The sequence below is a fragment of the Bowmanella denitrificans genome (assembly GCF_039522935.1).
In the GTDB taxonomy this organism is placed as follows: Bacteria; Pseudomonadota; Gammaproteobacteria; order Enterobacterales; family Alteromonadaceae; genus Bowmanella; species Bowmanella denitrificans.
Genome location: NZ_BAAAEI010000015.1, coordinates 92559 through 116875, shown reverse-complemented (window position 1 = coordinate 116875; position 24317 = coordinate 92559). Strand labels below are relative to the sequence as shown.

Here is a 24317-nt window from a genome sequence, read left to right as displayed (position 1 = left end):
CTTTTTGTTAAAAGCTTTAGCAAAAGGACAACAATAAATATCCATAGTGCCGCTGCTGACATCATCCTGCCAACGAATAGATCGAATCAATTTATACCTGTGTAAGGGCGTCAGTTGGTTGACCCTGACCATGGTTATACTGGTGTTCCTTATTGTGATACTCCGCTATGGCTTTAACCTGGGCTGGATTGCCATGCAGGAGTCCGCCATGTATCTGCATGCAATGGTCTTTATGCTGGGGGCTGCACACACTCTGAAGGCGGATGAACACGTCAGAGTGGACATTTTCTATCGGCGATTGTCAGTTCGAACCCGCAACCTGATTGATATTGCTGGCACTTTGTTGTTATTGCTGCCGGTTAACGGTTTTATTTTTGTGATGAGCTGGGATTATGTCAGCAGTTCCTGGTTGCTACTGGAAGCCTCGCCAGAGGCAGGGGGCCTACCGTTAGTTTTTGTACTGAAAAGCCTAATCCCCATTTTCTGTCTGACAATGACGCTACAGGCGCTCGCACAGAGCTGGTTAAACTGGCAACAGCTTAAACAGGCTCAAGCTAATACACAGCGGGAGGCCTGATGGAGTTTCTGGCCCTGATTTTATTTGTGCTGGTGTGTCTGGTGTTAATGCTTGGCTATCCTGTTGCCTACGCCCTGGCTGGCACGGCGCTGTTGTTTGCTTCGGTTTGTGCGCTATTTGGTGTGTTTGATATGGCGTACCTGCATGCCTTGCCAAGCAGGCTGTACGGCATTATGACCAATCAGACATTACTGGCCGTACCGCTGTTTGTGTTTATGGGCATTATGCTGGAAAAGTCCAAAGTGGCCGAACTGCTACTGGCAGCGATGTCGCAGATGTTTGGGCGTTTTCGCGGTGGACTGGCCATTTCGGTGGTTTTGGTGGGGATGTTGATGGCGGCCAGTACCGGCATTGTCGGTGCGACTGTGGTGACTATGGGGTTGTTGTCACTGCCTAGCATGCTTAACCGCGGATACCACCCGGCATTTGCCACTGGCAGCATTTGTGCGACCGGCACCCTTGGTCAGATTATACCGCCCTCCATCGCCCTGGTTCTGCTGGGCGATGTCTTATCCAGTGCCTACCAACAGGCGCAACTGGATATGGGGATTTTTTCGCCGGAGTCTGTGTCTGTCGGAGATTTGTTTGTCGGTGCTTTATTGCCCGGCCTGCTGCTGGTTGTACTTTATCTTTGTTATGTGTTGCTGTGCAGTCGTTTTAAACCGCACTGGTTTGAATCCAGCGTCACGGCGGCCGCACCACTGACGTTGCTGCCCTTACTTAAAGCCTTGCTGCCGCCACTGTTATTAATGCTGCTGGTTTTGGGTTCTATTTTGACTGGTTTGGCGACACCGACCGAGGCGGCAGGGGTAGGGGCCTTTGGTGCATTGCTGCTGGCACTCATTTCCAGACAATTGAGCATTGCAACCTTAAAAGAAGTAATGCTGGGCACCACAAAAGTCACGTCCATGGTGTTTTTGATTCTTATTGGCGCGTCGGTGTTTTCCCTGGTGTTTCGGGGGCTTGGTGGCGAAGCGCTGATTGAAGATTTCTTCGCTGCACTGCCAGGCGGGGTTTTCGCTGCAATGCTGTTGGTTATGCTGGTGATTTTCCTGCTGGGATTTATTTTGGATTTTATCGAGATCACGTTCGTGGTTGTGCCCATTGTTGGGCCTGTCTTGCTGGCTATGGGGGTGGACCCGGTTTGGCTGGGCATTATGATTGCTATTAATCTGCAGACCTCGTTTTTAACCCCACCTTTTGGTTTTGCCTTGTTTTATCTTCGCGGGGTTGCCCCGGCTTCGGTAAAAACCAGTGATATGTATAAAGGGGTGGTGCCATTTATCGTCATACAGCTAGCGCTGTTGGTGATGTTGGCAATATGGCCGCAGTTAGCTACCTGGTTGCCCGCACAGTTATACGGATAAATATCAACAACAATTTGGGAGAACAAGCAATGAAGCGGCTTAAATACGCCATCCTCACCGTCGCGGCCATGTTGGTACTGGTGGGATGTGGGAAAGAAATGACAGCTAACCAGACAGGCGCAGCACCACAGCAGCACTTTGAATGGAAGCTGGTTACCTCCTGGCCTAAAAACTTCCCGGGCCTGGGGCGGGGGCCTGAAACCTTTGCCACTATGGTGGAAGAAATGTCAGCCGGCCGGTTGAAGATCAAAGTGTATGGTGCCGGCGAGTTAGTGCCGGGTTTTGAGGTGTTTGATGCGGTGGCAAATGGCACGGCACAGATGGGGCATGCTGGCAGCTACTACTGGAAGGGTAAGGCACCCGCTGCGCAGATTTTCACCGCTATACCTTTTGGCATGAACGTGACCGAAACCAACAGCTGGTTGCATTATGGTGGCGGTTTGGCCCTGTGGCGGGAAGTTTACCAGCCTTTTGGCGTCATCCCCTTTGCTGGTGGTAACACCGGCGTGCAGATGGCCGGTTGGTTTAAAAAAGAGATTCACAGCATCGCGGATTTTAAAGGCCTGAAAATACGGATGCCGGGCCTTGGCGCTGAAGTGTTGAAAAAGGTTGGAGCAGTGCCGGTGGCACTGACCGGTGGCGAGATTTTTACCTCTTTGCAAACCGGCGCCATTGATGCCACCGAATGGGTGGGCCCATATAATGACCTGGCCTTCGGTCTGCACAAAGCGGCCGAATATTACTATTATTCTGGCTGGCATGAACCCGGCGCCATGCTTGAGTTCACGGTTAATGCCGAGGCCTATAACAGCTTGCCTGCCGATTTGCAGCGTATTGTTGAGGTTGCCACCAAGGCGGTTAATCAGGATATGCTGGACGAGTATACCGCACGTAACAACGAAGCCATGGCAGCGCTGCGTGATAAGCACGGCATCAAAATACTGCCGCTGCCTGATGATGTGATGGAGGCCCTGCGGCAGGCGTCGGCTGAGGTACTGAAAGAGCAGTCAGATCAGGATCCGCAGTTTGCCAAAGTCTATGCGTCCTATGCCGCGTTCCAGAAGCAGGTCAGTGCTTATCACCGGTTATCTGAAATGGAGTACTATAAAAATCGTCAGGGTAACTAGCTGATAAAATCCATAAAGCCCGTAACGGGCTTTATGGATAGTCAACAATCCTTAAGTGTTCAGAGTTGTTTCTCTGTGTCTTGTCTTTACAATGGCGACACTTCTTAAAAAGGAAAGGTCCTTATGATTATTCAGCCGAAAATCCGTGGCTTTATCTGTACTAATGCGCACCCTGTGGGTTGTGCGGTTAATGTGCAAAAGCAAATCGACTATGTAAAACAGCAGGGCGTAAGTGGTCAGGGACCAAAGAAGGTACTGGTGTTGGGATGTTCTACCGGCTATGGCCTGGCATCACGTATCGTAGCGGGCTTTGGTTATGGTGCCGCTACCCTGGGTGTGTGCTTTGAAAAAGAAGCCTCCGAGACCAAAACGGCCACGGCGGGTTGGTATAACACCGCAGCCTATCACGACAAAGCCAGGCAACAGGGGATGTATGCCAAAACCATTAACGGTGATGCATTTTCTCATCAAATCAAGCAGCAGGTCATCGACACCATTAAGGCTGATTTAGGGAAGGTGGATTTGGTTATTTATAGTCTGGCATCTCCACGTCGCACCGACCCAGACAGTGGTGAAGTCTATTCATCAACGCTCAAACCAATAGGCGGCAGTGTTACCACTAAAAACCTCAATACCTCTAAGCGTATTATTGACGAGGTGACAGTAGAAGCGGCCAATCCTGAAGAGGTGGCCAATACCGTCAAAGTGATGGGCGGCGAAGACTGGGAGCTGTGGATTGATGCCCTGAAAGAGGCTGGCGTGCTGGCCGACAATTTTATCACCACGTCTTACACTTATATCGGCAAAGAGCTGACCTGGCCTATTTATGGTCATGCCACTATTGGTAAGGCCAAGGAAGACCTGGATCGCGCCACACTTGAGATTCGCAACAATACCGCAGATCTTATTGGCGAAGCCTTTGTTTCTTCCCTGAATGCGGTGGTAACCCAGGCCAGCTCTGCTATTCCTATTATGCCGCTGTATATTTCTGCATTATTTAAAGTGATGAAACAAGACGGCACCTACGAGGGTACCATTGAACAGATTCATGGCTTGTTCTGTGAAAATTTGTATGGCACGCAGCGCCGTTTTGATGCAGGCGGCCATTTGTTCCAGAATTACAAGGAACTGGAAGATGATGTGCAGCAGCGTGTTCAGCAAATCTGGGATAAGGTGCAAACTGAGACTATCGATGAGTTGACCGATTATGTGAGCTATCACCGTGAATTTCTGCATCTATTCGGCTTTGGCTTTGACAATGTAGATTATGCCGCCGATGTCAGTCCGTTGGCAGACTGGTAAATAGCCCTTGATTCAGCCGCCTTCGGGCGGCTTTTTTGTGTTTGCCATTTTCCTTGCCGTGGCGCTATTTCGGCAATGGATGTCATACCAAAGTCGCAAGGAATGCGTGGGATAAACAAACATTTGCATGGCGAAATGGCTGTGTTTAATGCTAAAATGCCGGGTTTGAGAGATAGGTCTATCTTTTTCAAAGATCCCTCCCATTTGTAACTGGTTTTGTGCGTTTTTTCATAAACGGGCAAAGCTTGAGCACAGGATGTGGTTGGCTGGTGATCAGCTGGTCAACGGGTTGTTGAGGTCTATCTGGCTGCAACAGCCAACCGGGAATGGTTGGGAAGTCGTAAAGAGAATTGCAGGCGCTTGTTACTGGATGACAGACAACAGGTGGGGTTAGTTTCGAATACTCATCAGGATGGGGCTTGGTGGGACATCAGGGCAAATCCTGATGAGTATTCAGTAAATAAGTAGTGCAATTGCGTATGATAAAAATCACCAAAGGGTTGGACCTCCCCATTGCGGGAGCGCCACAACAACAGATCCATGAAGGGCCCCGGATCACCCGGGTTGCTGTTCTTGGGGAAGAGTACGTCGGAATGCGGCCTACTATGGCCGTTGCCGAAGGCGATACTGTTAAGAAAGGCCAGGTGCTTTTCGAAGACAAAAAAAATCCCGGCGTTAAATACACCGCTCCTGCAGCAGGAACCATCAAACAAGTGAACCGTGGCGCCCAGCGTGTGCTGCAGTCAGTTGTTATTGAAGTGTCCGGCGATGCGCAGGAAAACTTTGCCAAATATGATGCCGCTCAGCTTGCGTCCCTTGGCAGGGATGACGTTGAGAAGAATCTGGTCGACTCTGGTCTGTGGACTGCCTTGCGCACTCGTCCATACAGTAAAGCGCCGGCACTGGGTTCCTCTCCACGCGCCATCTTTGTCAATGCCATGGATACCAATCCACTGGCCGCTGACCCTGTTGCCATCATCGCAGAACGTAAAGACGATTTTATCAATGGTCTGACCGTGCTGCGCCGTCTTACCGAAGGTAAGCTGTATGTCAGTAAAGCACCGGGTGCCAATATTGATACTGGCAGCGCGCAGGCTGAGGTAAATGAATTCGCTGGCCCCCACCCAGCAGGGTTGGTAGGTACGCATATTCATTTCCTGGATTCTGCCGGTGCTGCCAAAGTGGTCTGGCATATCAACTACCAGGACGTGATGGCCATTGGCCACCTGTTCACCACAGGTGAGCTGGATAATCGTCGTGTGGTTGCCCTGGCAGGCCCTGCGGCCAAAAATCCACGTTTGCTGCGCACTGTTCTGGGTGCCAGTACTGAAGAGCTGACCGCAGGTGAAACTGAAGGTAGTGAAGTTCGCGTGGTATCGGGTTCGGTACTGTGTGGTACTCACGCTCAGGGCGTACATGCGTATTTGGGACGTTTCCACCTGCAACTTAGCTTGCTGGCGGAAGGGCGCGAGAAAGAACTGTTTGGCTGGCTGCGTCCAGGTAGTGACAAACACTCTGTCACCCGTGCCTACTTAGGTCACCTCAGTCCTAAGCGTCTGTTCAATATGACCACTACCACTAATGGTTCTGATCGTGCCATGGTACCAATTGGTAACTACGAGCGCGTAATGCCTCTGGATATTCTTCCCACTTTGCTGCTGCGCGACTTGCTGGCTGGCGATACGGACAGTGCCCAAACCTTGGGCTGTCTTGAGTTGGATGAAGAAGATCTTGGTTTGTGTACCTACGTATGCCCAGGCAAGTACAACTACGGTCCTGTGCTGCGTGATTGCCTGACCAAGATAGAGAAAGAGGGCTGATCCATGAGCTTGAAAGAATATCTCGAGAAAATCGAACCCAATTTTGAGCCGGGTGGTAAATACGAAAAATGGTATGCCTTGTATGAAGCCGCGGCGACCATTTTCTATACGCCTGGTTTGGTTAATAAGACAGGTACTCACGTACGTGACAGCATTGATCTGAAACGCATCATGATTATGGTGTGGATGGCGACCTTCCCAGCCATGTTTTATGGTATGTACAACGTTGGCTATCAAGCGCACCACGCTATTCTTGGCAGCGATGCAGTCACTTGGGCTGCAACGGTGGAAGGGTACTGGCAGGCGGGTTTATTTGCTGCCCTTGGCGGTGAACTGGGCACCCAAACTACTGGCTGGTTGGCCATGTTTGGCTATGGCGCCTGTTTCTTCCTGCCAATCTACGCCGTGACATTTGCGGTGGGTGGCTTCTGGGAAGTGTTGTTTGCGTCTATTCGTAAGCATGAAGTTAACGAAGGTTTCTTCGTTACTTCCGTACTGTTTGCCCTGACGCTACCAGCAACTATTCCACTATGGCAGGTTGCTTTGGGTATCAGTTTCGGTGTGGTGATTGCCAAAGAAGTGTTTGGCGGTACTGGCCGTAACTTCCTGAACCCCGCCTTGTCTGGTCGTGCGTTCTTATACTTCGCCTATCCTGCGCAAATCTCCGGGGATGCAATCTGGACTGCGGCTGATGGTTTCTCTGGTGCGACGGCGCTGGGACAAGCTGCTTCTGGCCAGATTACCGATTGGAGCTTAAACGCTGAGTGGTGGAATGCCTTCTTCGGCAGCATTCAAGGATCTGTTGGTGAAACCTCAACACTGGCCTTGTTGATTGGTGGTCTGTTCATTATGTATCTGCGTATTGCATCCTGGCGCATTGTGCTGGGTGTGTTAGCGGGTATGGCGGTGTTCAGCACCCTGCTTAATATGATTGGAAGCGACACCAATGCCATGTTCGCCATGCCTTGGTACTGGCATTTGGTCACTGGTGGTTTTGCCTTTGGTATGCTGTTTATGGCCACTGACCCGGTGTCTGCCTCCTTTACCAATAAAGGTAAATGGGCATATGGCCTGTTAATCGGCTTTATGTGTGTAATGATTCGTGTGCTCAACCCGGCCTTCCCTGAAGGTATGATGCTGGCGATCCTGTTCGCTAACCTGTGGGCACCTTTGTTCGACTACTTCGTTGTTCAAGGCAATATCAAACGGAGGATGGCGCGTGTCAGCTAAAAAAGAAACTTTAGGAAGGACAGTTGGCGTTGTTGTCGCCGTCTGTCTGGTTTGTTCCATTGTGGTATCCGGTGCTGCCGTAGGCCTGCGGTCTTTGCAGCAGCACAATGCGGCACTGGACAAACAAACCAATATTCTGGAAGCGGCCGGTTTACTGGCTGACGCCAAAGGTGACATTGCCGGAACTTACAAAGCGCGTGTTGAAGAGCGTTATGTGGATCTGGATTCTGGTGACTATGTCGAGAAGCCATCTGATAGCTACGACATGTACAAGGCGGCTAAGGACCCTGCTACCAGCACTAAACTGGAAGGTAGCAAAGTTGGTTTCCAACGCAAGCCTAACGTAGCGTCTGTTTATCTGGTGAAAGACGATGCCGGTCAGGTTAACCGTATCATTCTGCCCGTGCACGGCAGTGGTTTGTGGGATCTGATGTACGCCTTCCTGGCGGTTGATGCCGATGGTAAAACCGCTCGTGAACTGGTTTATTACCAGCAAAAGGAAACCCCTGGACTGGGTGGTGAAGTACTGAACCCTGACTGGAAAGCCAAGTGGGACGGTAAGCAGCTGTTTGAAGATGGCAAAGTGGCCATTGCGGTGAAGAAGAATGCTTCAGCCGATGATGTACATGCTGTCGATGCGCTGTCCGGTGCCACCCTGACCAGCAACGGTGTACAACATACACTGGATTTCTGGTTGGGTGAGCAAGGTTTTGGCCCGTTTCTGGCCAAGCAACCCTGGAAGTCCTGAGGAGGCAAACTAAATGGCAATGTCTAAAGAAACCAAAAAGGTGTTGTTTGGTCCGATTCTGGACAACAACCCTATCGCATTGCAGGTACTGGGGATTTGCTCGGCACTGGCAATTACTACTAAGTTAGAGACGGCACTGGTCATGTCACTGGCGCTGACCGCCGTGGTCGCGTTCTCTAACTTATTCATCTCGTTAATTCGTAACCAGATTCCGTCCAGCGTGCGGATCATCATTCAGATGACCATTATCGCGTCACTGGTAATAGTTGTTGACCAGATTCTCAAGGCCTATTCCTACGAGATCTCCAAGCAGCTCTCGGTATTCGTTGGTTTGATTATTACCAACTGTATCGTTATGGGGCGGGCTGAAGCTTATGCCATGAAAAACCCACCCATGATGAGCTTCCTGGATGGTATCGGTAACGGTCTGGGTTACTCCTTTATCCTGATTGTCATCGGCACTATTAAAGAACTGTTTGGTTTCGGCACTATTCTGGGCTTTGAAATCCTGCCACTGGTACAAAATGGTGGCTGGTATCAGGGTAACGGTTTGCTGATCCTGCCGTTCAGCTCATTTATCCTGATTGCCGGTATGATTTGGTTTATCCGTACCATACGTCCGCAGCAAGTTGAGCCCAAGGAGTAACGCATGGAACATTATCTGAGTTTGTTTGTTCGTTCGATCTTTATCGAGAACATGGCCCTGTCTTTGTTCCTGGGCATGTGTACCTTCCTGGCTGTTTCCAAAAAAGTAAAAACAGCTATGGGTCTGGGTGTGGCGGTAGTGGTGGTTCTGGGTATTTCTGTGCCTGTTAACCAGGTTATCTACACCAGTATCCTGGCCCCTGGCGCACTGGCCTGGGCCGGTTTCCCGGATGCTGATCTGAGCTTCCTGAACTTCCTGACCTTTATCGGTGTTATCGCCGCCTTGGTGCAGATTCTGGAAATGGCGCTGGATAAGTTTTTCCCGGCTTTGTACAACGCGTTGGGTATTTTCCTGCCGCTGATTACCGTGAACTGCGCCATTTTCGGTGGTGTGGCCTTTGCAGTACAGCGTGAGTACAACTTCACCGAAAGCATTGTGTACGGTGTAGGTAGCGGTATCGGTTGGGCTCTGGCCATTACCTTGCTGGCTGCGGTACGTGAAAAACTCAAGTATGCCGATATCCCAGATGGTCTGCGTGGCCTGGGCTCGGTATTTATGATCGCTGGTTTGATGGCGCTGGGCTTCCAGTCCTTCACCGGTATTTCCCTGTAACGCGCTGCACTTGGAGGTTCTGATGAATCAAATAGAAATTTATCTGGGTGTCGGCATGTTTATCGCCATCGTATTGGCCCTGGTGTTCATTATTATGTTCGCCAAGTCCAAACTGGTGCCTGCCGGCGAAGTGACCATTTTGATCAATGACGATCCCGACAAAGCCATTAAGGCGCAGCCAGGCGACAAGCTGCTGGGCGCCTTGGCCAATGCCGGTATTTTTGTGTCTTCTGCCTGTGGTGGCGGTGGCTCTTGTGGCCAGTGCCGTGTGCATATCCACGATGGTGGTGGCGAGATTCTGCCTACTGAACTGGACCATATCAGCAAGCGTGAAGCGCGCGAAGGTTGCCGTCTGTCCTGTCAGGTAGCTATCAAGCAGGACATGAAGATCGAACTGGAAGAAGAAATCTTCGGCATCAAGAAATGGGACTGTACTGTTATCTCCAACGATAACAAAGCGACCTTTATCAAAGAGCTGAAGCTGGCAATTCCTGCTGGTGAAAGTGTGCCTTTCCGTGCCGGTGGTTATATTCAGATTGAAGCGCCACCCCATCACGTGAAGTACCAGGATTTCGATGTACCGGAAAAATTCCGTGGCGACTGGGAACGGTTCGGCTTCTTCAAGCTGGAATCCAAGGTCGATGACGAAACTATCCGTGCTTACTCCATGGCGAACTATCCGGAAGAGAAAGGCATTATTATGCTGAACGTACGGATCGCAACGCCGCCACCGAATAACCTTAGCCTGCCCTGCGGGAAGATGTCCTCGTACATCTGGAGCCTGAAGGAAGGGGACAAGGTCACTATCTCTGGTCCCTTTGGTGAGTTCTTTGCCAAGGAAACCGATGCTGAGATGGTCTTTATCGGCGGTGGTGCCGGTATGGCGCCAATGCGCTCGCACATTTTCGACCAACTGCGTCGTCTGAACAGCAAGCGCAAGATCAGCTTCTGGTATGGAGCACGTTCTCTGCGCGAAATGTTCTATGTGGAAGATTTTGACACCTTGCAGTCAGAGAATGAAAACTTCAAATGGCACGTGGCACTCTCTGATCCACAGCCAGAAGATAACTGGACAGGCTACACAGGTTTTATCCACCAGGTATTGCTGGAAAACTACCTGAAGGATCATCCTGCACCGGAAGATTGTGAGTTCTACATGTGTGGACCGCCAATGATGAACGCGGCCGTCATCAAGATGCTCAAGGATCTGGGCGTGGAAGATGAAAACATTCTGCTGGATGACTTCGGCGGATAATTAAAAGGGGCTTCGGCCCCTTTTTTGTCATTATCGGTTAAATGAGCGCTATTGGCTCCATGCTAGCGTTTTAAGAGAAATACATATGCAAAGATTACTCGGCGGCAGCATTCTATGGTTGCTGCTCTGTCTGTTGGTGGCCTGTACCCCGGCACCAAGTGAAACTGCCCTGTCTGGTAAGACCATGGGCACCACTTACCATATTAAGTTTGTGAATCACCAAGGGTTGGATGAACAACAACTGCAGGCGGATATCGATGCTGCCCTGGCGCTGGTGAACAAGCAGATGTCCACTTATGACCCGGACTCTGAACTATCCCGTTTTAACCAGTGGCAAAGTAGCGAGCCGTTTCCTTTATCCGCACAAACCCTGTCGGTTATGAGAGAAGCTAAACGCTTAGGGCAAATCAGTGCCGGTAAACTGGATGTCACGGTCGGCCCGTTGGTCAACCTGTGGGGCTTTGGCCCTAAGGCCAGGCCGGAGCATGTCCCTGAACAACAGGTCATCGATGCGGCCAAAGCACAAACGGGATTGGAAAAGTTACATCTGCATGCAGACAGTGCCAGTAAAAGCCAACCCGATCTGTATGTGGATTTGTCCACCATAGCCAAGGGCTACGGGGTTGATGTTGTAGCCGATATACTGGATGACAGGGGCTTACATGACTATCTGGTGGAAATTGGCGGGGAAATGCGTTTGTCAGGCCAAAAAGCCAACGGCTCAGCCTGGCGGGTGGCCATAGAAAAGCCGCTGTCCGGTGAACGTGCGGTGCAGCAAATCATTAGTGTGGGTAACAATGCCGTCGCTACTTCCGGTGATTACCGCAATTATTTTGAAGAAAATGGTGTGCGCTATTCGCATTTAATCGATCCCACCACAGGTTACCCCATTCAACACAATCTGGTTTCCGTTACTGTGGTACATCCCTCCAGTATGACCGCCGATGGTCTGGCGACGGCAATTAATGTCATGGGCGCTGAACAGGGGGTTGCCTTTGCCACGGAACATAAATTGGCTGTTTTGCTGATCACCCGAGAAAAAGATGGATTTAAAGCGTATAATAGCCCGGAATTTGAGCCATTTTTGCAGTAGGAAGTGACGTGAGTACTTTTTTTCTAGCCTTCGGTTTTTTTCTGGTTATTGTGGTTGCCATGTCTATCGGCTACCTGTTGCAGAAGAAATCCATTTCCGGCAGTTGCGGCGGGTTAGGCGCGCTGGGAATTGAAAAGGCTTGTGATTGCCCCGAGCCCTGTGACAGGAAAAAAGCCAGAGAGGCCCGCGAACAGGCGCGCCAGGAGAAGCTCAAGGAATGGCAGCGTAATCAAATTATTTGATGTCTGTCTGAGGCCTGGCATCCAGGCCTTTTTTATATTCAACGGACGTTATGCCGATTAAGTATTGACCGCCGATTCTAGCTTGTCCGGTTTGTATTTGCTAAGTTCCAGTTGTGGTCTTGCCAAAAGATTATTATTTATGCCGGAATAATAGTCTGGTGGCACCACTTTCAATACCAAACAATAGATTAAAAGGGATTTTGCCATGTCAGGTATGTTTTATTGTCGGGCCTTGTGCCTGATCTTCAGCTTTATGTCTTTTGCCGTTGTTGCAGCGAAGCCACAATATTCGCCTGCGGATTTTGCCATCGATTATGCTTTTACTGATGCCAAGCTTTCCCCCGATGGTCAGTTGTTAGCAGTCACTCTCGTGCATGAGGGTAAACGCCAACTGGCGGTCTTTCGTACTCAGGATCGCAAAATTGTCGGTGGTGCCAGATTTCCGGGCCGTCAGGAAGCCGGTGAGGCTTATTGGGTCACAGATCAAAGATTGGTGATAAAACTCTTAGAGAGCGAACCCTGGGATGAAGAGCCGAAATTTTATGGGCAGCTTTATGCGGTGGACTATAACGGCAAAAATGGTGAACTGATTTATGGCGTGGGTGCGGGGGAAATGCAAACCGGCTCCAGGCTTAAAAAGAAACAGGATACCTTCGGCTGGGGCGAGATTATCAGTACACTGCCGGATGATGAAAAGCATATCCTGATAGCCTCCACACCCATGTCACAAGGTGGAGAGCGCAAGGCCAGTATCCATAAGCTTAATGTGTTTAACGGTCAATTAAGCTATCCCATTACCCGTTCACCGGTGTCTTACGCCGATTTTGTTGCCGATGGCAAAGGTCATCTGAAACTGGCCATAGGTTTGGATGATACCAACAACAGGCGCACCTACCGATACGAAGATGACGAGTGGACCGAGATCAGTGCAGACTTTGGCAAAGGTTTTTACCCGTTAGCGCTCAATGAACAGGGCGACAAACTTTATTATCTGGACAATCAGGGGCAGGCGCTTAAAGGGCTGTTCCAGTTGGATATGCAAAGCGGTGAAAAGAAAGAAGTGTATACCGATGATAAAGTGGATATTACTTCTGTAACCTACAGCGCCGACGGTGACAGTATTTATGCCCTGCGGGTAGACCCGGATTATCCCACCTATGTCATGCTTGGTCGTGACAATGATGAAGTCGCTATGTATCGGCAGTTTTTGCAAACTTTTCCAGGCTACAAGGTCAGGATTACCAGTAAAAGCAAGAATGGCAAGTTGTGGATGATCTATACCAGTAATGATGTTGACGCCGGTACTTACTACTTGTACGACAAAGAAAAAAACAGCCTGTTTTCGATGTTTGCCAATCTGGCAAATCTGCAGAGTGAGCATTTGTCGCCCTCAGAACCCATTGAATTTGAGACCTCTGATAAACTTCGTATCCCCGGTTATCTGACGTATCCACAGTCGCGGCCAGCTGACCAAAAAGTGCCGCTGGTCGTGTTGGTGCATGGCGGGCCACATGGTGTCAGAGATTACTGGGACTTCGACCGGGAAGTGCAACTGCTGGCTTCGCAGGGGTATGCGGTGCTGAGGGTGAATTACCGTGGCTCAGGTGGCTATGGCCAGGCATTTAAGGTGGCAGGCTACCAGCAATGGGGCGGGCGCATTTTGCAGGACATTATCGAAGGCACCCAATGGGTTATCGGGCAAGGGCGGGTTGACTCACAGAAAGTCTGCATTATGGGGGCCAGCTTCGGCGGTTATGCTGCCCTCCAAGCGGCAACCCTGGTGCCAGATATGTACCGATGTGTGATCGGTACTGTGGGGGTCTACGACTTACCTCTGATGTTTGAAGAGGGAGACATTCCTGATCGCTCGTACGGAGAGAGCTATCTGCAGGATGTGCTGGGTACCGACCAAGCAAAGCTGAAAGCTTATTCACCGATTTACAATGTGGACAAGCTGAAAGCGCCCGTATTGATTGCACACAACGAGAAAGACCGCCGGGTTCCCATAAAACATGCTGAGCGACTGCGTAAAGCCATGGACAAGGCTGGTAAAACTTATCAATGGTTTGTAAAAGACACGGAAACCCATGGTTTTTATGACCAGGCCAACCGCACAGACTATTTTCAGACGGTTAGTCAGTTTTTGCATCGGCATTTGCAGTAACCCGTCGGGCGGCCAAAGGGTCGCCTTTTCTTTTTTAGTCAACAGATCCTTATTGCTGGCTAAGCCTCTCTTTCTGAATATTATTTTTTTGTAACTGGTACCAAGTCAGGAACTGGCCAATGATAGTCGTTGCTATTTTGGCAAGTTACGTGTTTTACCTCTGGAGTGCATGTAACTGTATAATTTCACAAGATATTTCTCTGGCGCTTTAAGCTGTGGCTGGTTATGTTATGACCTGTGGGATGGGGATAACAATAACAAGAGGACGACTATGAAAAACCAAACCTCCCTAAGCAGGCGTTTGATCCTTGCCTGTGTGAGCTCCGTTGCCGTGTTGTTCAGCCTGTATGGCGTCTGGCAGGTTCAGAAAGTGAACCAGGACACTGAGTCTAAGGTACTGTCAGATATTCGTGCCCTGGTTCAGCTAAATGCTATCGATATTACTGGCTTTTTTAATGCCAAGGGGCAGGTGGTGCATAGCCTGTTTGCCAGTCCTCAGGTGCTGGACTGGTTTGATGGTTACCGTGAGCGTGGCGGTAACATTGCCAATGATACCGACTATCAGGCGGTGAAGGGATACTTCCGTTATATATCCGAGCAGGATGATGCGATTAAAAGTGTATTCTTTGGTTCTGCTAATACCTTTGAGTATTTTGATCTGGATGGTCGCTATGAGGGCGACCCCAATTACTATACCAATAAGCGTCCCTGGTGGTCAGAGACGCAAAAGCAGGGGCGCTTGTATGTCTCTGATCCGGCGGTAGATGCCAATGATGGCTCTATCTCCGCCACCATAAAAACGCCGATTCGCCACCATGGTGGTTTTATCGGCATCGGCGGTATGGACATCCTGATTACTACTATCGGTGAGCAGTTGCTTGGCCGCATTAAGTACCAGGGAGTGGGCAACGCTTTTCTGGTCACAGACAAAGGGGTACTGGTGTATTTTCCGGGCTTCGACAAGGACTTTCCGCCTGGCAGCAGCATGGCGCAGGTAGAGCAAAAGTTCAGTGACTCCAGTGGTTTTGCCCAATTACAACAAATGACGTCTGACAAGGACAGTGGTGTAGCCGATGTTAATTGGCAAGGTGAGCATTATCAGGTGGTATTTACGTCGGTCGCCAGTGACTACCCCTATATGAACTGGAAGCTGGGCTTTATGGTGCCGGATTCAGTGATTGAAGCGCCGGTGTGGGCTGAAACCCGTGCCACGCTGCTTTATTTGCTCGTTATCCTGGTGGTGATTACGCTTTCCATGACCTTGATTATCCGCCCACTGGTTAAACCCCTGAGCTGTATGTTAGCCGCGATGCGGGATATTTCCCGTGGCGAAGGCGATTTAACCAAGCGTATCGAGGTGCGACGGGAAGACGAAATTGGCCAGTTGGCCACAGAATTCAACGATTTTATTGGCAAAATTCAGGGGCTGGTTAAACAGACGGGGGATATTACCTCTGAGGTGGCCAAGGCTACCGACACAGTGTCGCGTATTACCGAACATAATGTGCGGCTGGTGAATAATGAAAAATCCGAAATAGAAACCGTCGCCCATGCCAGTCAGGAAATGGCGCAAACCAGCCGCGATGTGGCAGCCAGTACCGAACAGGCCATGCTGGTATCTGATCAAACCCGGCAACGAATGGAAGAAGGCAGCGCAGAGGTTACTCAGGCTGTTGCAGGTATAGAAGCGCTATCTACCCAGATTAGTCAGTCTGCGCAGGTCGTTACCGAGCTTGAGCAGGAAACCGATACCATTGGTTCAGTGCTGGAAGTGATCAGTAATATCACCGAGCAAACTAACCTGCTGGCCCTGAATGCCGCCATAGAAGCGGCCAGAGCCGGGGAACAAGGACGTGGTTTTGCCGTGGTGGCTGACGAAGTGAGAACGCTGGCAAGCCGTACCCATGAGTCCACCCGCTCTATTCAACAGATTATCGAACGCCTGCAAGCCAGTGCCCGTCAGGCAAACCAAGCTATGCAGAGCTGTAATCAACAGGCGGACAGCGGCGTTGAGCAGGTTGGCAGGATCCGCCAGGTGTTGGAACAGGCGCTCACCGATATTGGCAGTATCCAGCAGCAAATGCACAGTATTGCCGCCGCCAACAGCCAGCAAGCGCAGATAGCCGAGGAGGTGGCTAAAAATGTCAGTCATGTGCGTGAACTGGCTGATGAATCGGTGCATGAATCGGAAGATGTGGAGCAAAGTATCCAGCAGCTTAAATCCTTATCGCTTGGTTTGGATAAGGTCCTCAAGCAATTCAAAGTATAACTGCCACGGGTGTTGACATTTTCTCCAGCTAAGACAGAATAACTGTATTCATATACAGTTATTCTGTCAGCTGGTGCGTAAGATTATCCACATCGATATGGACTGTTTTTTCGCTGCGGTGGAAATGCGTGACGATCCTGCCTTAAAGCATGTACCGCTGGCGATTGGTGGCAGTGCAGACCGACGTGGTGTTATCTCGACATGCAACTATGTGGCGCGTAAATATGGTGTACGCTCGGCTATGGCCACAGCGCATGCACTGAAGCTTTGTCCTGATCTGGTGCTACGGCGTGGCCGTATGGATGTGTATGTCGAAGTGTCGCGGCAAATTCGCGAAATTTTCAACCGCTACACTCCGCATATTGAACCCTTGTCACTGGACGAAGCTTATCTGGATGTCAGTGATGTTGGTCTGTTCGATGGCAGTGCCACCCGCATTGCCGAAGATATCCGCCGGACCATTCTGACCGAAACCGGACTGACCGCCTCAGCGGGGGTGGCACCCTGTAAATTTGTGGCTAAAATTGCCAGCGATATCAACAAACCCGACGGTCTTTGTGTGATCCCGCCCGCTCGACTGGATGCTTTCGTTCGCCAGTTGGAACTGAAGAAAATCCCCGGCGTTGGCAAGGTCACCTGGGAAAGGTTACAAAATCTCGGCCTCAGAACCTGTGAAGATGTACGCGCTTACCCCTTCGATAAGCTGCTTAAGCAATTTGGCAAGTTTGGTCCGGTATTGTGGCAACGTGCGCATGGCTTGGATGAACGCAACGTCAGTCATGACCGACAACGAAAATCTGTGGGGGTGGAAGTGACGTTGCCTGAGGATATTCGCAGTTTTGAGCAGTGCTGGCAGGTTGTGGAGTCGTTGTTTCCCCGTCTGCGCAAAAGGCTGGGTCAGTGCCAGGCCAATCTGGCCATTCAGAATCAGGGTATTAAGCTGAAATTTGCAGATTTTCAGCAAACCACCGTTGAGCATCGTCTGGGTAAACTGGATCAGCATTTTTTTCGTGATCTGCTCAGTGAAGCGCTGCATCGTCAGGCCGGACGTGGAATACGTCTGGTTGGACTACATGTATTGCTGCCAACAGAAACTGACAACCTACAACTGGAACTTCCCCTGCCTGCTGTTGAGTGTCATTAACGGCACAGGCAAAATAGGCTGACTATTCCTTTCGTTTGCCGCTGGCAAATCCGTTAATGAGGTTATCAATGGCGTTTCCTAAAGCTCTGGCTGAATCCAACCCGTCTTTCGCAATATCTACCAACAGCAACTGGGATGCAGTGATAGTACTGGCAACTGACATCAGTACAATCAACCATCCACCATTAACAGAGGTTATTCGTCAGCATAGCCAGGTGGATAACAGAACCGGCAAAGAAGTGGTTTTGATGGCCGCCGCCGGATTGGCTGGAAACCGACTGATTTTCGCCCCTGTGGGCACACTGGAACGTGATACCGATGATGTGCGACGTATTGCTGATGCGGCCAAGCAGGCTGTATTAATGGCCAGAGACGCTGGTGCGCGAAATCCGCTGCTGATTCTGGGTGAATTACCTGATAAACCTACCTTTGCCAATGCAATGGAAGTGGCTTATCTGGCCGCCTGTCAGGCCTTGTGGCAACCTCTGGAAGCGCGTGAAGCGCTGGATGAAACTGACATAGAGCCGGTGCAGAGTATCGGCCTGTGTAGTGCCAACTCTGTTGATTGTGCCTGGCTGGAAGCCGTGGAAGCCGGGCGTCGGCTGGCCCGGGATCTGTGCGGTACTGAACCTGAACGTATGGCGCCGCCACGCTTTGCCGAGTATTGCCAGCAAGCCTTTGCAGGCACATCTATTAAAGTGTCTGTTATCAGTGATGATGCAACACTGCGACAGGATTATCCGCTGCTGCATGCCGTTGCAAGGGCATCCACCCATGTTACACGCCATCAACCCAGGGTCATACGTCTGGAATATTGTGGCCAGGGGCAGATTGAAAATACCCTGCTACTGGCCGGTAAGGGCATAACCTATGATACCGGTGGCGCAGACCTTAAAACCGATGGACATATGGCCGGTATGAGCCGAGACAAAGGCGGGGCGGCGGCCGTGGCTGGCTTTATGCTGAGCCTGGCCCGTTATCAGCCTAAAGGCGTGAAAGCCATTGCTGAAATAGGCGCTGTGCGCAACAGCATTGGCTCTGATGCGTTTGTGGCCGACGAAATTATCCGCAGTCATGCAGGTGTCAGGGTGCGCATTGGTAATACCGATGCCGAAGGCCGCCTGGTGCTGGCTGATTTGCTGTCCCACCTGCGCGACGATGCCAAGGACGCATTGGCCCCAAGCTTGTTCTCGGTTGCTACTTTGACGGGGCATGCCGCCAGAGCATATGGACCTTACACGGCCTATGTTGAAAATGGCACAGCACGCAGCCATGGATGTGGTGAGGCCTTGTGTGAAATCGGTGATAAGTGGGGCGACCCGGGTGAAACCTCACGGCTGCGCCGGGAAGACTTTGATTTTGTCAGGCCTCGCAGCAAAGCCGATGATATTTTGTCATCCAATAATGGCCCTTCCGCAGTGACGGCCAGAGGTCATCAGTTTCCCGCTGCGTTTTTAAGTATTGCCGCCGGGCTGGATAAACACGAACGCAGTAGCAGCAAACCTTTGGCGTATACCCATATTGATATTGCCGGCAGTGGTGTGGAAGGCGGGGACTGGCAGCACGGTAAACCGTCCGCTGCCCCGGTAACAGCGTTGGCAGCCCGTTACATGCCCAAGGCTTAATCTGGTAAGCCAGAAGGCGCTGCCTTTTAGTAAAACCGTGGAGTCAGTTATGTCACCAAAGCGTTCAGCAGGCTTTGCGCATCAAATGCAACTGGCCAGAGCCGCCTATTTCAAGGCTGACTGGCAAACCGCGTTTTATTATCTGGAGAACGCCCATGTACTGGGCCAGCCCAGTACCAGACGCCATACCCTGAGTCATTGGTGGATGTTAAAGGTGGCGATAAAACGCCGCGATGTAAGGGAGTGGCTTGGCCAGACTGTGCGCATTCTGGCTTCCTTGTTGTTTTCCCGGTTATGGGTGCCGGTGGGGAATACTGGCGGCGCTAATGTTTCAGCCATTAAACCTATGCCGATTAGGCCCGAACTTAATCAATATCTGGAGTAACCTATGTCAGTGAAACCTGGCCGCTATCGGCATTATAAAGGTAAGGACTACGAAGTCATTGGTGTGGCTCGCCATAGCGAAGATGAATCAGAGCTGGTGGTATACAGGCCTTTGTATGGTGAAAAGGGGCTATGGGTTCGACCACTGGCCATGTTTATCGAGACGGTGCACGTCGGCGGACAAAATGTTTCGCGTTTTACCTTGTTAGAAGAATAAAAAAGGGTCCCAAATCTGGGACCCTTTCGGTTTACTTATATCAGGTCTTAGCCTTAGAACCTCAGGCTGGCAGACACAGTGATACGTCTGCCCACTACGTCATACAGAGACGGATCTGTACCTGACTGAACGTTAGGCGCATAAGTTTCTGGCTCTTGATCAAACAGGTTGTTGATACCCAAGCGTAAACTATGATTCTCTGTCATATGGTAGGTCAATGACGTATCCCAGTACATCACTGCATCTGTACCGGTGGGTTCGATTTCCAGCGGCATTTCAACATTCAGACGGTTGTCCATACCGTCGATGTAACGTCCACGCAGTGCGAAATCGAAATCGTCAAAGCTGACCATGGTATTGAAGTTAGCTTTCCATGCTGGGAAGGATTGTCCCAGATTTACACCAAAGTAGGCGATGGTATCAGCATAATCAATGGCCGGCAGGAATGGCAGTTCTTTGGTTTTGTATTCCATAACATGGTTAACATACAGGTTCATGTTAACACTGGCGCCGCCCAGCCAACTGGCTTCAAAGTTGTAACCGGCCTGGAAGTCAAAACCTGAGGTTTTGATAAAGCCTGAGTTTACACCTGGCAAGGCACCACCACTGCCTGGCTCTGGGTTGGCCATACCTAATATGTCATCACCGCCAAAACGTTGAATAAACTGACAGGAGTTATAATCTGCGCTCAAGCTGGAATTATTGCCGTAGAAATTGTAGCAATCGGCAATAATCAGGTTAACGTTGGCATCGATAATGGCATCGTCAATATCAATCTTATAGTAGTCCAAAGACATACTCAGACCATTTTCAAAGGTATGCACCGCACCCAGGGTAAAGGTATCAGCTTTTTCGGGGCTCAGATCTACATTACCTGTGATATCAATAGATACCTGGCCGCCTGGAGTCTGCACGAAAGTCGCAGGGTCGGCTACGCCTGTTGCCTTACAAAGCGCCGTTCCGGCATCACCGTTTGCTTTTCTGAACTCAGATGTAACGGAGCAAGGATCGAAGAACTGCGGGTTGGAAGCAGAACCGTCGAATAGCTCACCAAAGTTAGGGGCACGTACAGCACGCTGATAAGACGCCCTGACTCTGGGCAGGTTGTCACCCATGTTCCAGCTAAGCTCGGCTTTGTAGGCAGAGTTGGTGTCAGAGTCACCCTCAATTTTCTTCACTGTGTCAGTAAACTTAGACTTAGAGGTACGATAGCCCAATGTCAGATCGACAGATTCAGCGAATGGCATGCCGTCAACCAATGGGAAGAAGGCTTCCAGGAAGATATCGTTAAACTGGTTTTTGCCGCCAGCCGCATCCTGGGTATTAAAACCGGATACCGGACCACTCAGTGAGCCTGGATCGAAGTCATATTCAAATTTACGTACTTCGTAACCCACAACCAAGCTAGCCATACCTGCATGGGTTTCAAATAGATCACCAGATACAAAGCCCTGCAAAATTTGCTGGTCATACTCAGTGGCAACCGTAGCACCAATGGTCATGTAGTCTTTACATGCCTGGGAAACTTCATTACGGCCAAATGGATTGTAGCCACCTTCACAGATACTGGCTCCGCCATCCGCGGCTTCAATCAGGTTCTGCACTTTCTGGGTATCCAGGTTACCGGTCTGGCTTTCCTTAACGGTAGTTTTACCCTGCATGCCATAGACTTCCCAGCTCCAGAAGTCATTGAAATTACCGCGCGCACCTAAGGTGTACTGAATAACCGTGTTGTCATATTCAGAGGTCCTCAGGCCGCCCCATAGTGAGCGCTGACGCATTTGGAAGGCTTCATCGGCGCCGGAACCAACCAGATTCGGGTTATCACCGGTCCGGGAGTTTAATATGGTTCTGAAATCATCCGGGATAAAGGGGTTGGTTGTGGGGACGACTAACTGAAAACCAATTGCACCGTCAGGCTCTACGTATTTGGATATGGCAGCGTTGGGATCTGTACCATTAACACCCTGGATAAATACCGTTGGGAACGGCGTGGGAGCCAAAGCTGCCTCAGAGCTGTAGTTCGTCCATCCGGCTGTGGCAAAAATCTCGGTTGAATCGGACACCTGGTAATCAAACTTGGTGGAGAAGGTTTTTCTTTCCAGCGGTAATACCAGAATGTTTACTGCATCAAAGTTATAGCTGTAGCGGTCTGGAAATAGAGTGCTATTTACACCTAAATCCACCGGATAACGCCAGTTTTCTACGTTATAGGGCTGGTTAAACACCCCTGCAGAGAATAGTGAGCCGTCGGTATTAAAACCAATAATACTTTGTCCGGCTGGTACTGCTCCTGCTGCGATACCATACTGACCAAATACCTGATCGACCGCTGCCTGGCTGGGACCATTACCACCAATATTGTAGATACCTTCAGGGAAGAAGGTGGTAGTGGAAGTCGCATTGGCTGAGAAGGGACGTTGTGACTTAATCATGCCCTCACGCTTTGAATAGTCAAAAGCGATAATGGCATTACCACGACCATCCTCAAAATTGGCTCCTAACAGAGTTGAAAAGCCATACTCTTCAGCATCTTTCTCTTCCATATGATTGGAGTGATTGATATCAAACTGGAAGCCTTCAAAGTCATCTTTCAGCTTCAGGTTGACCGCGCCGGAAACGGCATCTGCACCATAGGCCGCACCAGCACCACCGGTAATAATCTCAATACTGTCGATCATGGCCGCTGGAATGGTGTTTAAGTCCACTGTCATATCTGATGCAGATACCATGACCCGGCGTCCGTCTACCAATACCAGGTTTCGGTTGGAGCCCAGACCACGCAGGTCAATATTGGACTGACCATTATTGCCTGGGTTATTGGAGGTTGTGCCGCCTGCGGGGTTAACCTGCGGTAAGGTGTTTAAGAATGTGTCGAGTGTGATGTCTGCTCGGCTGCCGATTTCGTCGCTGTCGACTGTTAGCATTGGACTATTGGCAATCATATCCGGGTTGCGGATACGGGAGCCGGTGACTGAAATCTTTTCTACTGCTTGTTCTGCCGTATTGCCTTCCTGAGCCACTGCCTGAGTTGACAACATTCCCGAGGTAGCGCCTAAGGTTAGCGCCAGGCTTACAGACCTGGCTAATAGCCTCTTTTGCATGTGTTTCTCCCTATTAACATATTGTTACTTTTTTTATTTTTCAGATAGCAAGGAGCACGGGTAGTGCCCCGGTATCTGACCATAAGCTAGGTGGAGGGCGATAAATCGGATAGCTGTGATACGTTGTTGTCGGGTTTCCTGTGATGAAAGGTGGGTTATCAGGGATGAATTAGACGTATCTGTATCTGGTCGCAAAATCCTGTGCGCTAGGCGATTGTGAAAGATTCGTAAGAATTGTTCGGTTGGCGTCTCTTTGACGCATTTCGTTACCAAGTCAGCAGTTGCAATGCTAAGTAGGAATGAGAAATAATCGCGACGAATTTATCGATGACTTTCAATTATCTTCGTTTGTTTATCTGAAGGAGAGTCTGCTTGTCGCTTGGTTGTCACCGCTCCTTTAGGGCGCTGACAACCGGTAATGAGAATATCTGCCAGTGCCGGATAGTTGCTGGTAGGAAGATGAATAGGTATTGAGGGGTGACAGGTTGAGGCGATATCCATAAGGATGGTTGTATGGAAAGGAGGCTGTCATGACAAAAGTAATGGTGGTTGATGATGAGCCATTGGCCCGGCAAGCCATTATTTTATTACTTCAGCAGCAGGGTGAGTTTTTTACCCGGATTTTGGAATCCGCAGACGGCATTCATGCACTGGAGCTTTTTGAACAGGAATCTCCGGACATCCTGTTTCTTGATATCAAGATCCCAGGAATCAATGGACTGGAGCTGGCAGAGCGGTTGGGTGGGCGCTGTGTTATTGTGTTTGTTACGGCTTATGACGAGTTTGCTGTGCAAGCATTTGAAGCCAATGCCACGGATTATCTGCTTAAGCCTTATGATGATGAACGTTTCTATCTAGCGTTGGATAAAGCCAGAGAGAAGCTGGCTAACAGACAACTGAGCTATTTTCATAGATTGATGAACATGCCTAATGTTCCAAAGATATCAAGCTATAAATCGCGTTTGGTGATTCGTGATCCGGGCAGAATTCGTCTGGTCGATGTTGAGTCTGTAGACTATTTTCTGGGGGCTGGAAATTATGCTGAAGTTCATCTTAAAGACGGCAAGCAATTGCTGCATCGGGAAACCCTGACCAGCCTGGAAAAACAGTTGGACCCGGAGCTTTTTATCCGTATTCACCGTTCCTGTATTGTTCGTCAGGACAGAATTGTAGAGCTCCGACCTAATGAGAAAGGAGACTATACCGTCATTTTAAGAGGTGGACAGGAACTGACCCTTTCCAGACGAAATAAGCATAAGCTCGCCGAGCTGTTGGATTGACCGGGCAGATTTGCTTTTCACCCCTTGCCCGGTGAATAATCCCCTCTGATGTCCTCTTTTTGAATCATTGAATGCTCGCACTTTTTTTACGGCAAGTGCCCGGTTGGCGCT

Annotated in this window: 20 protein-coding genes; 19 read left to right on the top strand and 1 reads right to left on the bottom strand. The window is 50.1% G+C overall.

From position 1 onward, the window contains the following. Positions 1-46 precede the first annotated feature (46 nt). The 18 genes from ABD028_RS14090 (at position 47) to ABD028_RS14005 (ending at position 19822) form a co-directional block, all read left to right on the top strand. Positions 47-577, top strand: a complete 531-nt coding sequence (locus tag ABD028_RS14090; RefSeq protein ID WP_425542111.1) for a TRAP transporter small permease subunit — start codon at positions 47-49, stop codon at positions 575-577. Further along, on the top strand, positions 577-1944 hold the full coding sequence (locus ABD028_RS14085) for a TRAP transporter large permease (RefSeq protein WP_343845733.1): 1368 nt from the start codon (positions 577-579) through the stop codon (positions 1942-1944). The genes ABD028_RS14090 and ABD028_RS14085 overlap by 1 nt, the downstream gene beginning before the upstream one ends. Before the next feature lie 29 nt (positions 1945-1973). Beyond that, a complete protein-coding gene (locus ABD028_RS14080) occupies positions 1974-3071 on the top strand; it encodes a TRAP transporter substrate-binding protein (RefSeq protein WP_343845731.1) in 1098 nt (365 codons plus the stop codon). Between the two features lie 123 nt (positions 3072-3194). Beyond that, positions 3195-4373, top strand: coding sequence for an enoyl-ACP reductase FabV (gene fabV, locus ABD028_RS14075; protein ID WP_343845729.1), 1179 nt, complete (start codon positions 3195-3197; stop codon positions 4371-4373). 479 nt (positions 4374-4852) lie between these two features. After that, the gene (locus tag ABD028_RS14070) at positions 4853-6193 is read left to right on the top strand and encodes a Na(+)-translocating NADH-quinone reductase subunit A (protein WP_343845727.1); all 1341 of its coding nucleotides are present in this window, start codon (positions 4853-4855) and stop codon (positions 6191-6193) included. A 3-nt stretch (positions 6194-6196) separates the two neighbouring features. Continuing rightward, positions 6197-7423, top strand: a complete 1227-nt coding sequence (locus ABD028_RS14065) for an NADH:ubiquinone reductase (Na(+)-transporting) subunit B (RefSeq protein WP_343845725.1) — start codon at positions 6197-6199, stop codon at positions 7421-7423. Continuing rightward, on the top strand, positions 7413-8171 hold the full coding sequence (locus tag ABD028_RS14060) for a Na(+)-translocating NADH-quinone reductase subunit C (RefSeq protein ID WP_102797496.1): 759 nt from the start codon (positions 7413-7415) through the stop codon (positions 8169-8171). Before ABD028_RS14065 ends, ABD028_RS14060 begins: the two co-directional genes overlap by 11 nt. A gap of 13 nt (positions 8172-8184) precedes the next feature. Continuing rightward, complete coding sequence (locus tag ABD028_RS14055) at positions 8185-8817, top strand: NADH:ubiquinone reductase (Na(+)-transporting) subunit D (protein WP_102797495.1); 633 nt, start codon at positions 8185-8187, stop codon at positions 8815-8817. 3 nt (positions 8818-8820) lie between these two features. Further along, on the top strand, positions 8821-9429 hold the full coding sequence (nqrE, locus tag ABD028_RS14050; protein WP_102797494.1) for an NADH:ubiquinone reductase (Na(+)-transporting) subunit E: 609 nt from the start codon (positions 8821-8823) through the stop codon (positions 9427-9429). Between the two features lie 22 nt (positions 9430-9451). Continuing rightward, on the top strand, positions 9452-10684 hold the full coding sequence (nqrF, locus tag ABD028_RS14045) for an NADH:ubiquinone reductase (Na(+)-transporting) subunit F (protein WP_102797493.1): 1233 nt from the start codon (positions 9452-9454) through the stop codon (positions 10682-10684). A gap of 85 nt (positions 10685-10769) precedes the next feature. Further along, positions 10770-11777 (top strand): FAD:protein FMN transferase, encoded by a 1008-nt coding sequence (locus ABD028_RS14040; RefSeq protein WP_343845721.1) that lies wholly within the window; start codon positions 10770-10772, stop codon positions 11775-11777. Between the two features lie 8 nt (positions 11778-11785). Next, on the top strand, positions 11786-12019 hold the full coding sequence (gene nqrM, locus ABD028_RS14035) for a (Na+)-NQR maturation NqrM (RefSeq protein ID WP_102797491.1): 234 nt from the start codon (positions 11786-11788) through the stop codon (positions 12017-12019). A gap of 205 nt (positions 12020-12224) precedes the next feature. Next, complete coding sequence (locus ABD028_RS14030) at positions 12225-14183, top strand: alpha/beta hydrolase family protein (protein WP_343845719.1); 1959 nt, start codon at positions 12225-12227, stop codon at positions 14181-14183. A 271-nt stretch (positions 14184-14454) separates the two neighbouring features. Further along, positions 14455-16452, top strand: a complete 1998-nt coding sequence (locus ABD028_RS14025; protein WP_343845717.1) for a methyl-accepting chemotaxis protein — start codon at positions 14455-14457, stop codon at positions 16450-16452. Positions 16453-16525: 73 nt separating this feature from the next. After that, positions 16526-17596: a DNA polymerase IV gene (gene dinB / locus ABD028_RS14020; RefSeq protein WP_343845716.1), complete on the top strand. Its 1071-nt coding sequence runs from the start codon at positions 16526-16528 to the stop codon at positions 17594-17596. A 68-nt stretch (positions 17597-17664) separates the two neighbouring features. Continuing rightward, positions 17665-19221, top strand: coding sequence for a M17 family metallopeptidase (locus ABD028_RS14015; RefSeq protein ID WP_343845715.1), 1557 nt, complete (start codon positions 17665-17667; stop codon positions 19219-19221). Positions 19222-19270: 49 nt separating this feature from the next. Beyond that, a complete protein-coding gene (locus ABD028_RS14010; protein ID WP_343845714.1) occupies positions 19271-19606 on the top strand; it encodes a DUF3703 domain-containing protein in 336 nt (111 codons plus the stop codon). A gap of 3 nt (positions 19607-19609) precedes the next feature. Next, the gene (locus ABD028_RS14005) at positions 19610-19822 is read left to right on the top strand and encodes a DUF1653 domain-containing protein (protein WP_343845713.1); all 213 of its coding nucleotides are present in this window, start codon (positions 19610-19612) and stop codon (positions 19820-19822) included. A 53-nt stretch (positions 19823-19875) separates the two neighbouring features. Here the strand turns inward: ABD028_RS14005 and ABD028_RS14000 are convergent, their stop codons facing one another. Then, positions 19876-22926 (bottom strand): TonB-dependent receptor domain-containing protein, encoded by a 3051-nt coding sequence (locus ABD028_RS14000; protein WP_343845711.1) that lies wholly within the window; start codon positions 22924-22926, stop codon positions 19876-19878. 530 nt (positions 22927-23456) lie between these two features. Here ABD028_RS14000 and ABD028_RS13995 point away from each other — a divergent pair. Then, complete coding sequence (locus ABD028_RS13995) at positions 23457-24206, top strand: LytR/AlgR family response regulator transcription factor (RefSeq protein WP_343845710.1); 750 nt, start codon at positions 23457-23459, stop codon at positions 24204-24206. Positions 24207-24317: the final 111 nt, after the last annotated feature.

Coding starts and splice junctions, on each gene's coding strand:
- ABD028_RS14085 (WP_343845733.1), top strand. CDS start 577: ATGGAGTTTCTGGCCCTGATTTTATTTGTGCTGGTGTGTCTGGTGTTA.
- ABD028_RS14080 (WP_343845731.1), top strand. CDS start 1,974: ATGAAGCGGCTTAAATACGCCATCCTCACCGTCGCGGCCATGTTGGTA.
- fabV (WP_343845729.1), top strand. CDS start 3,195: ATGATTATTCAGCCGAAAATCCGTGGCTTTATCTGTACTAATGCGCAC.
- ABD028_RS14070 (WP_343845727.1), top strand. CDS start 4,853: ATGATAAAAATCACCAAAGGGTTGGACCTCCCCATTGCGGGAGCGCCA.
- ABD028_RS14065 (WP_343845725.1), top strand. CDS start 6,197: ATGAGCTTGAAAGAATATCTCGAGAAAATCGAACCCAATTTTGAGCCG.
- ABD028_RS14055 (WP_102797495.1), top strand. CDS start 8,185: ATGGCAATGTCTAAAGAAACCAAAAAGGTGTTGTTTGGTCCGATTCTG.
- nqrE (WP_102797494.1), top strand. CDS start 8,821: ATGGAACATTATCTGAGTTTGTTTGTTCGTTCGATCTTTATCGAGAAC.
- nqrF (WP_102797493.1), top strand. CDS start 9,452: ATGAATCAAATAGAAATTTATCTGGGTGTCGGCATGTTTATCGCCATC.
- ABD028_RS14040 (WP_343845721.1), top strand. CDS start 10,770: ATGCAAAGATTACTCGGCGGCAGCATTCTATGGTTGCTGCTCTGTCTG.
- ABD028_RS14030 (WP_343845719.1), top strand. CDS start 12,225: ATGTCAGGTATGTTTTATTGTCGGGCCTTGTGCCTGATCTTCAGCTTT.
- ABD028_RS14025 (WP_343845717.1), top strand. CDS start 14,455: ATGAAAAACCAAACCTCCCTAAGCAGGCGTTTGATCCTTGCCTGTGTG.
- ABD028_RS14015 (WP_343845715.1), top strand. CDS start 17,665: ATGGCGTTTCCTAAAGCTCTGGCTGAATCCAACCCGTCTTTCGCAATA.
- ABD028_RS14010 (WP_343845714.1), top strand. CDS start 19,271: ATGTCACCAAAGCGTTCAGCAGGCTTTGCGCATCAAATGCAACTGGCC.
- ABD028_RS14005 (WP_343845713.1), top strand. CDS start 19,610: ATGTCAGTGAAACCTGGCCGCTATCGGCATTATAAAGGTAAGGACTAC.
- ABD028_RS14000 (WP_343845711.1), bottom strand. CDS start 22,926: ATGCAAAAGAGGCTATTAGCCAGGTCTGTAAGCCTGGCGCTAACCTTA.
- ABD028_RS13995 (WP_343845710.1), top strand. CDS start 23,457: ATGACAAAAGTAATGGTGGTTGATGATGAGCCATTGGCCCGGCAAGCC.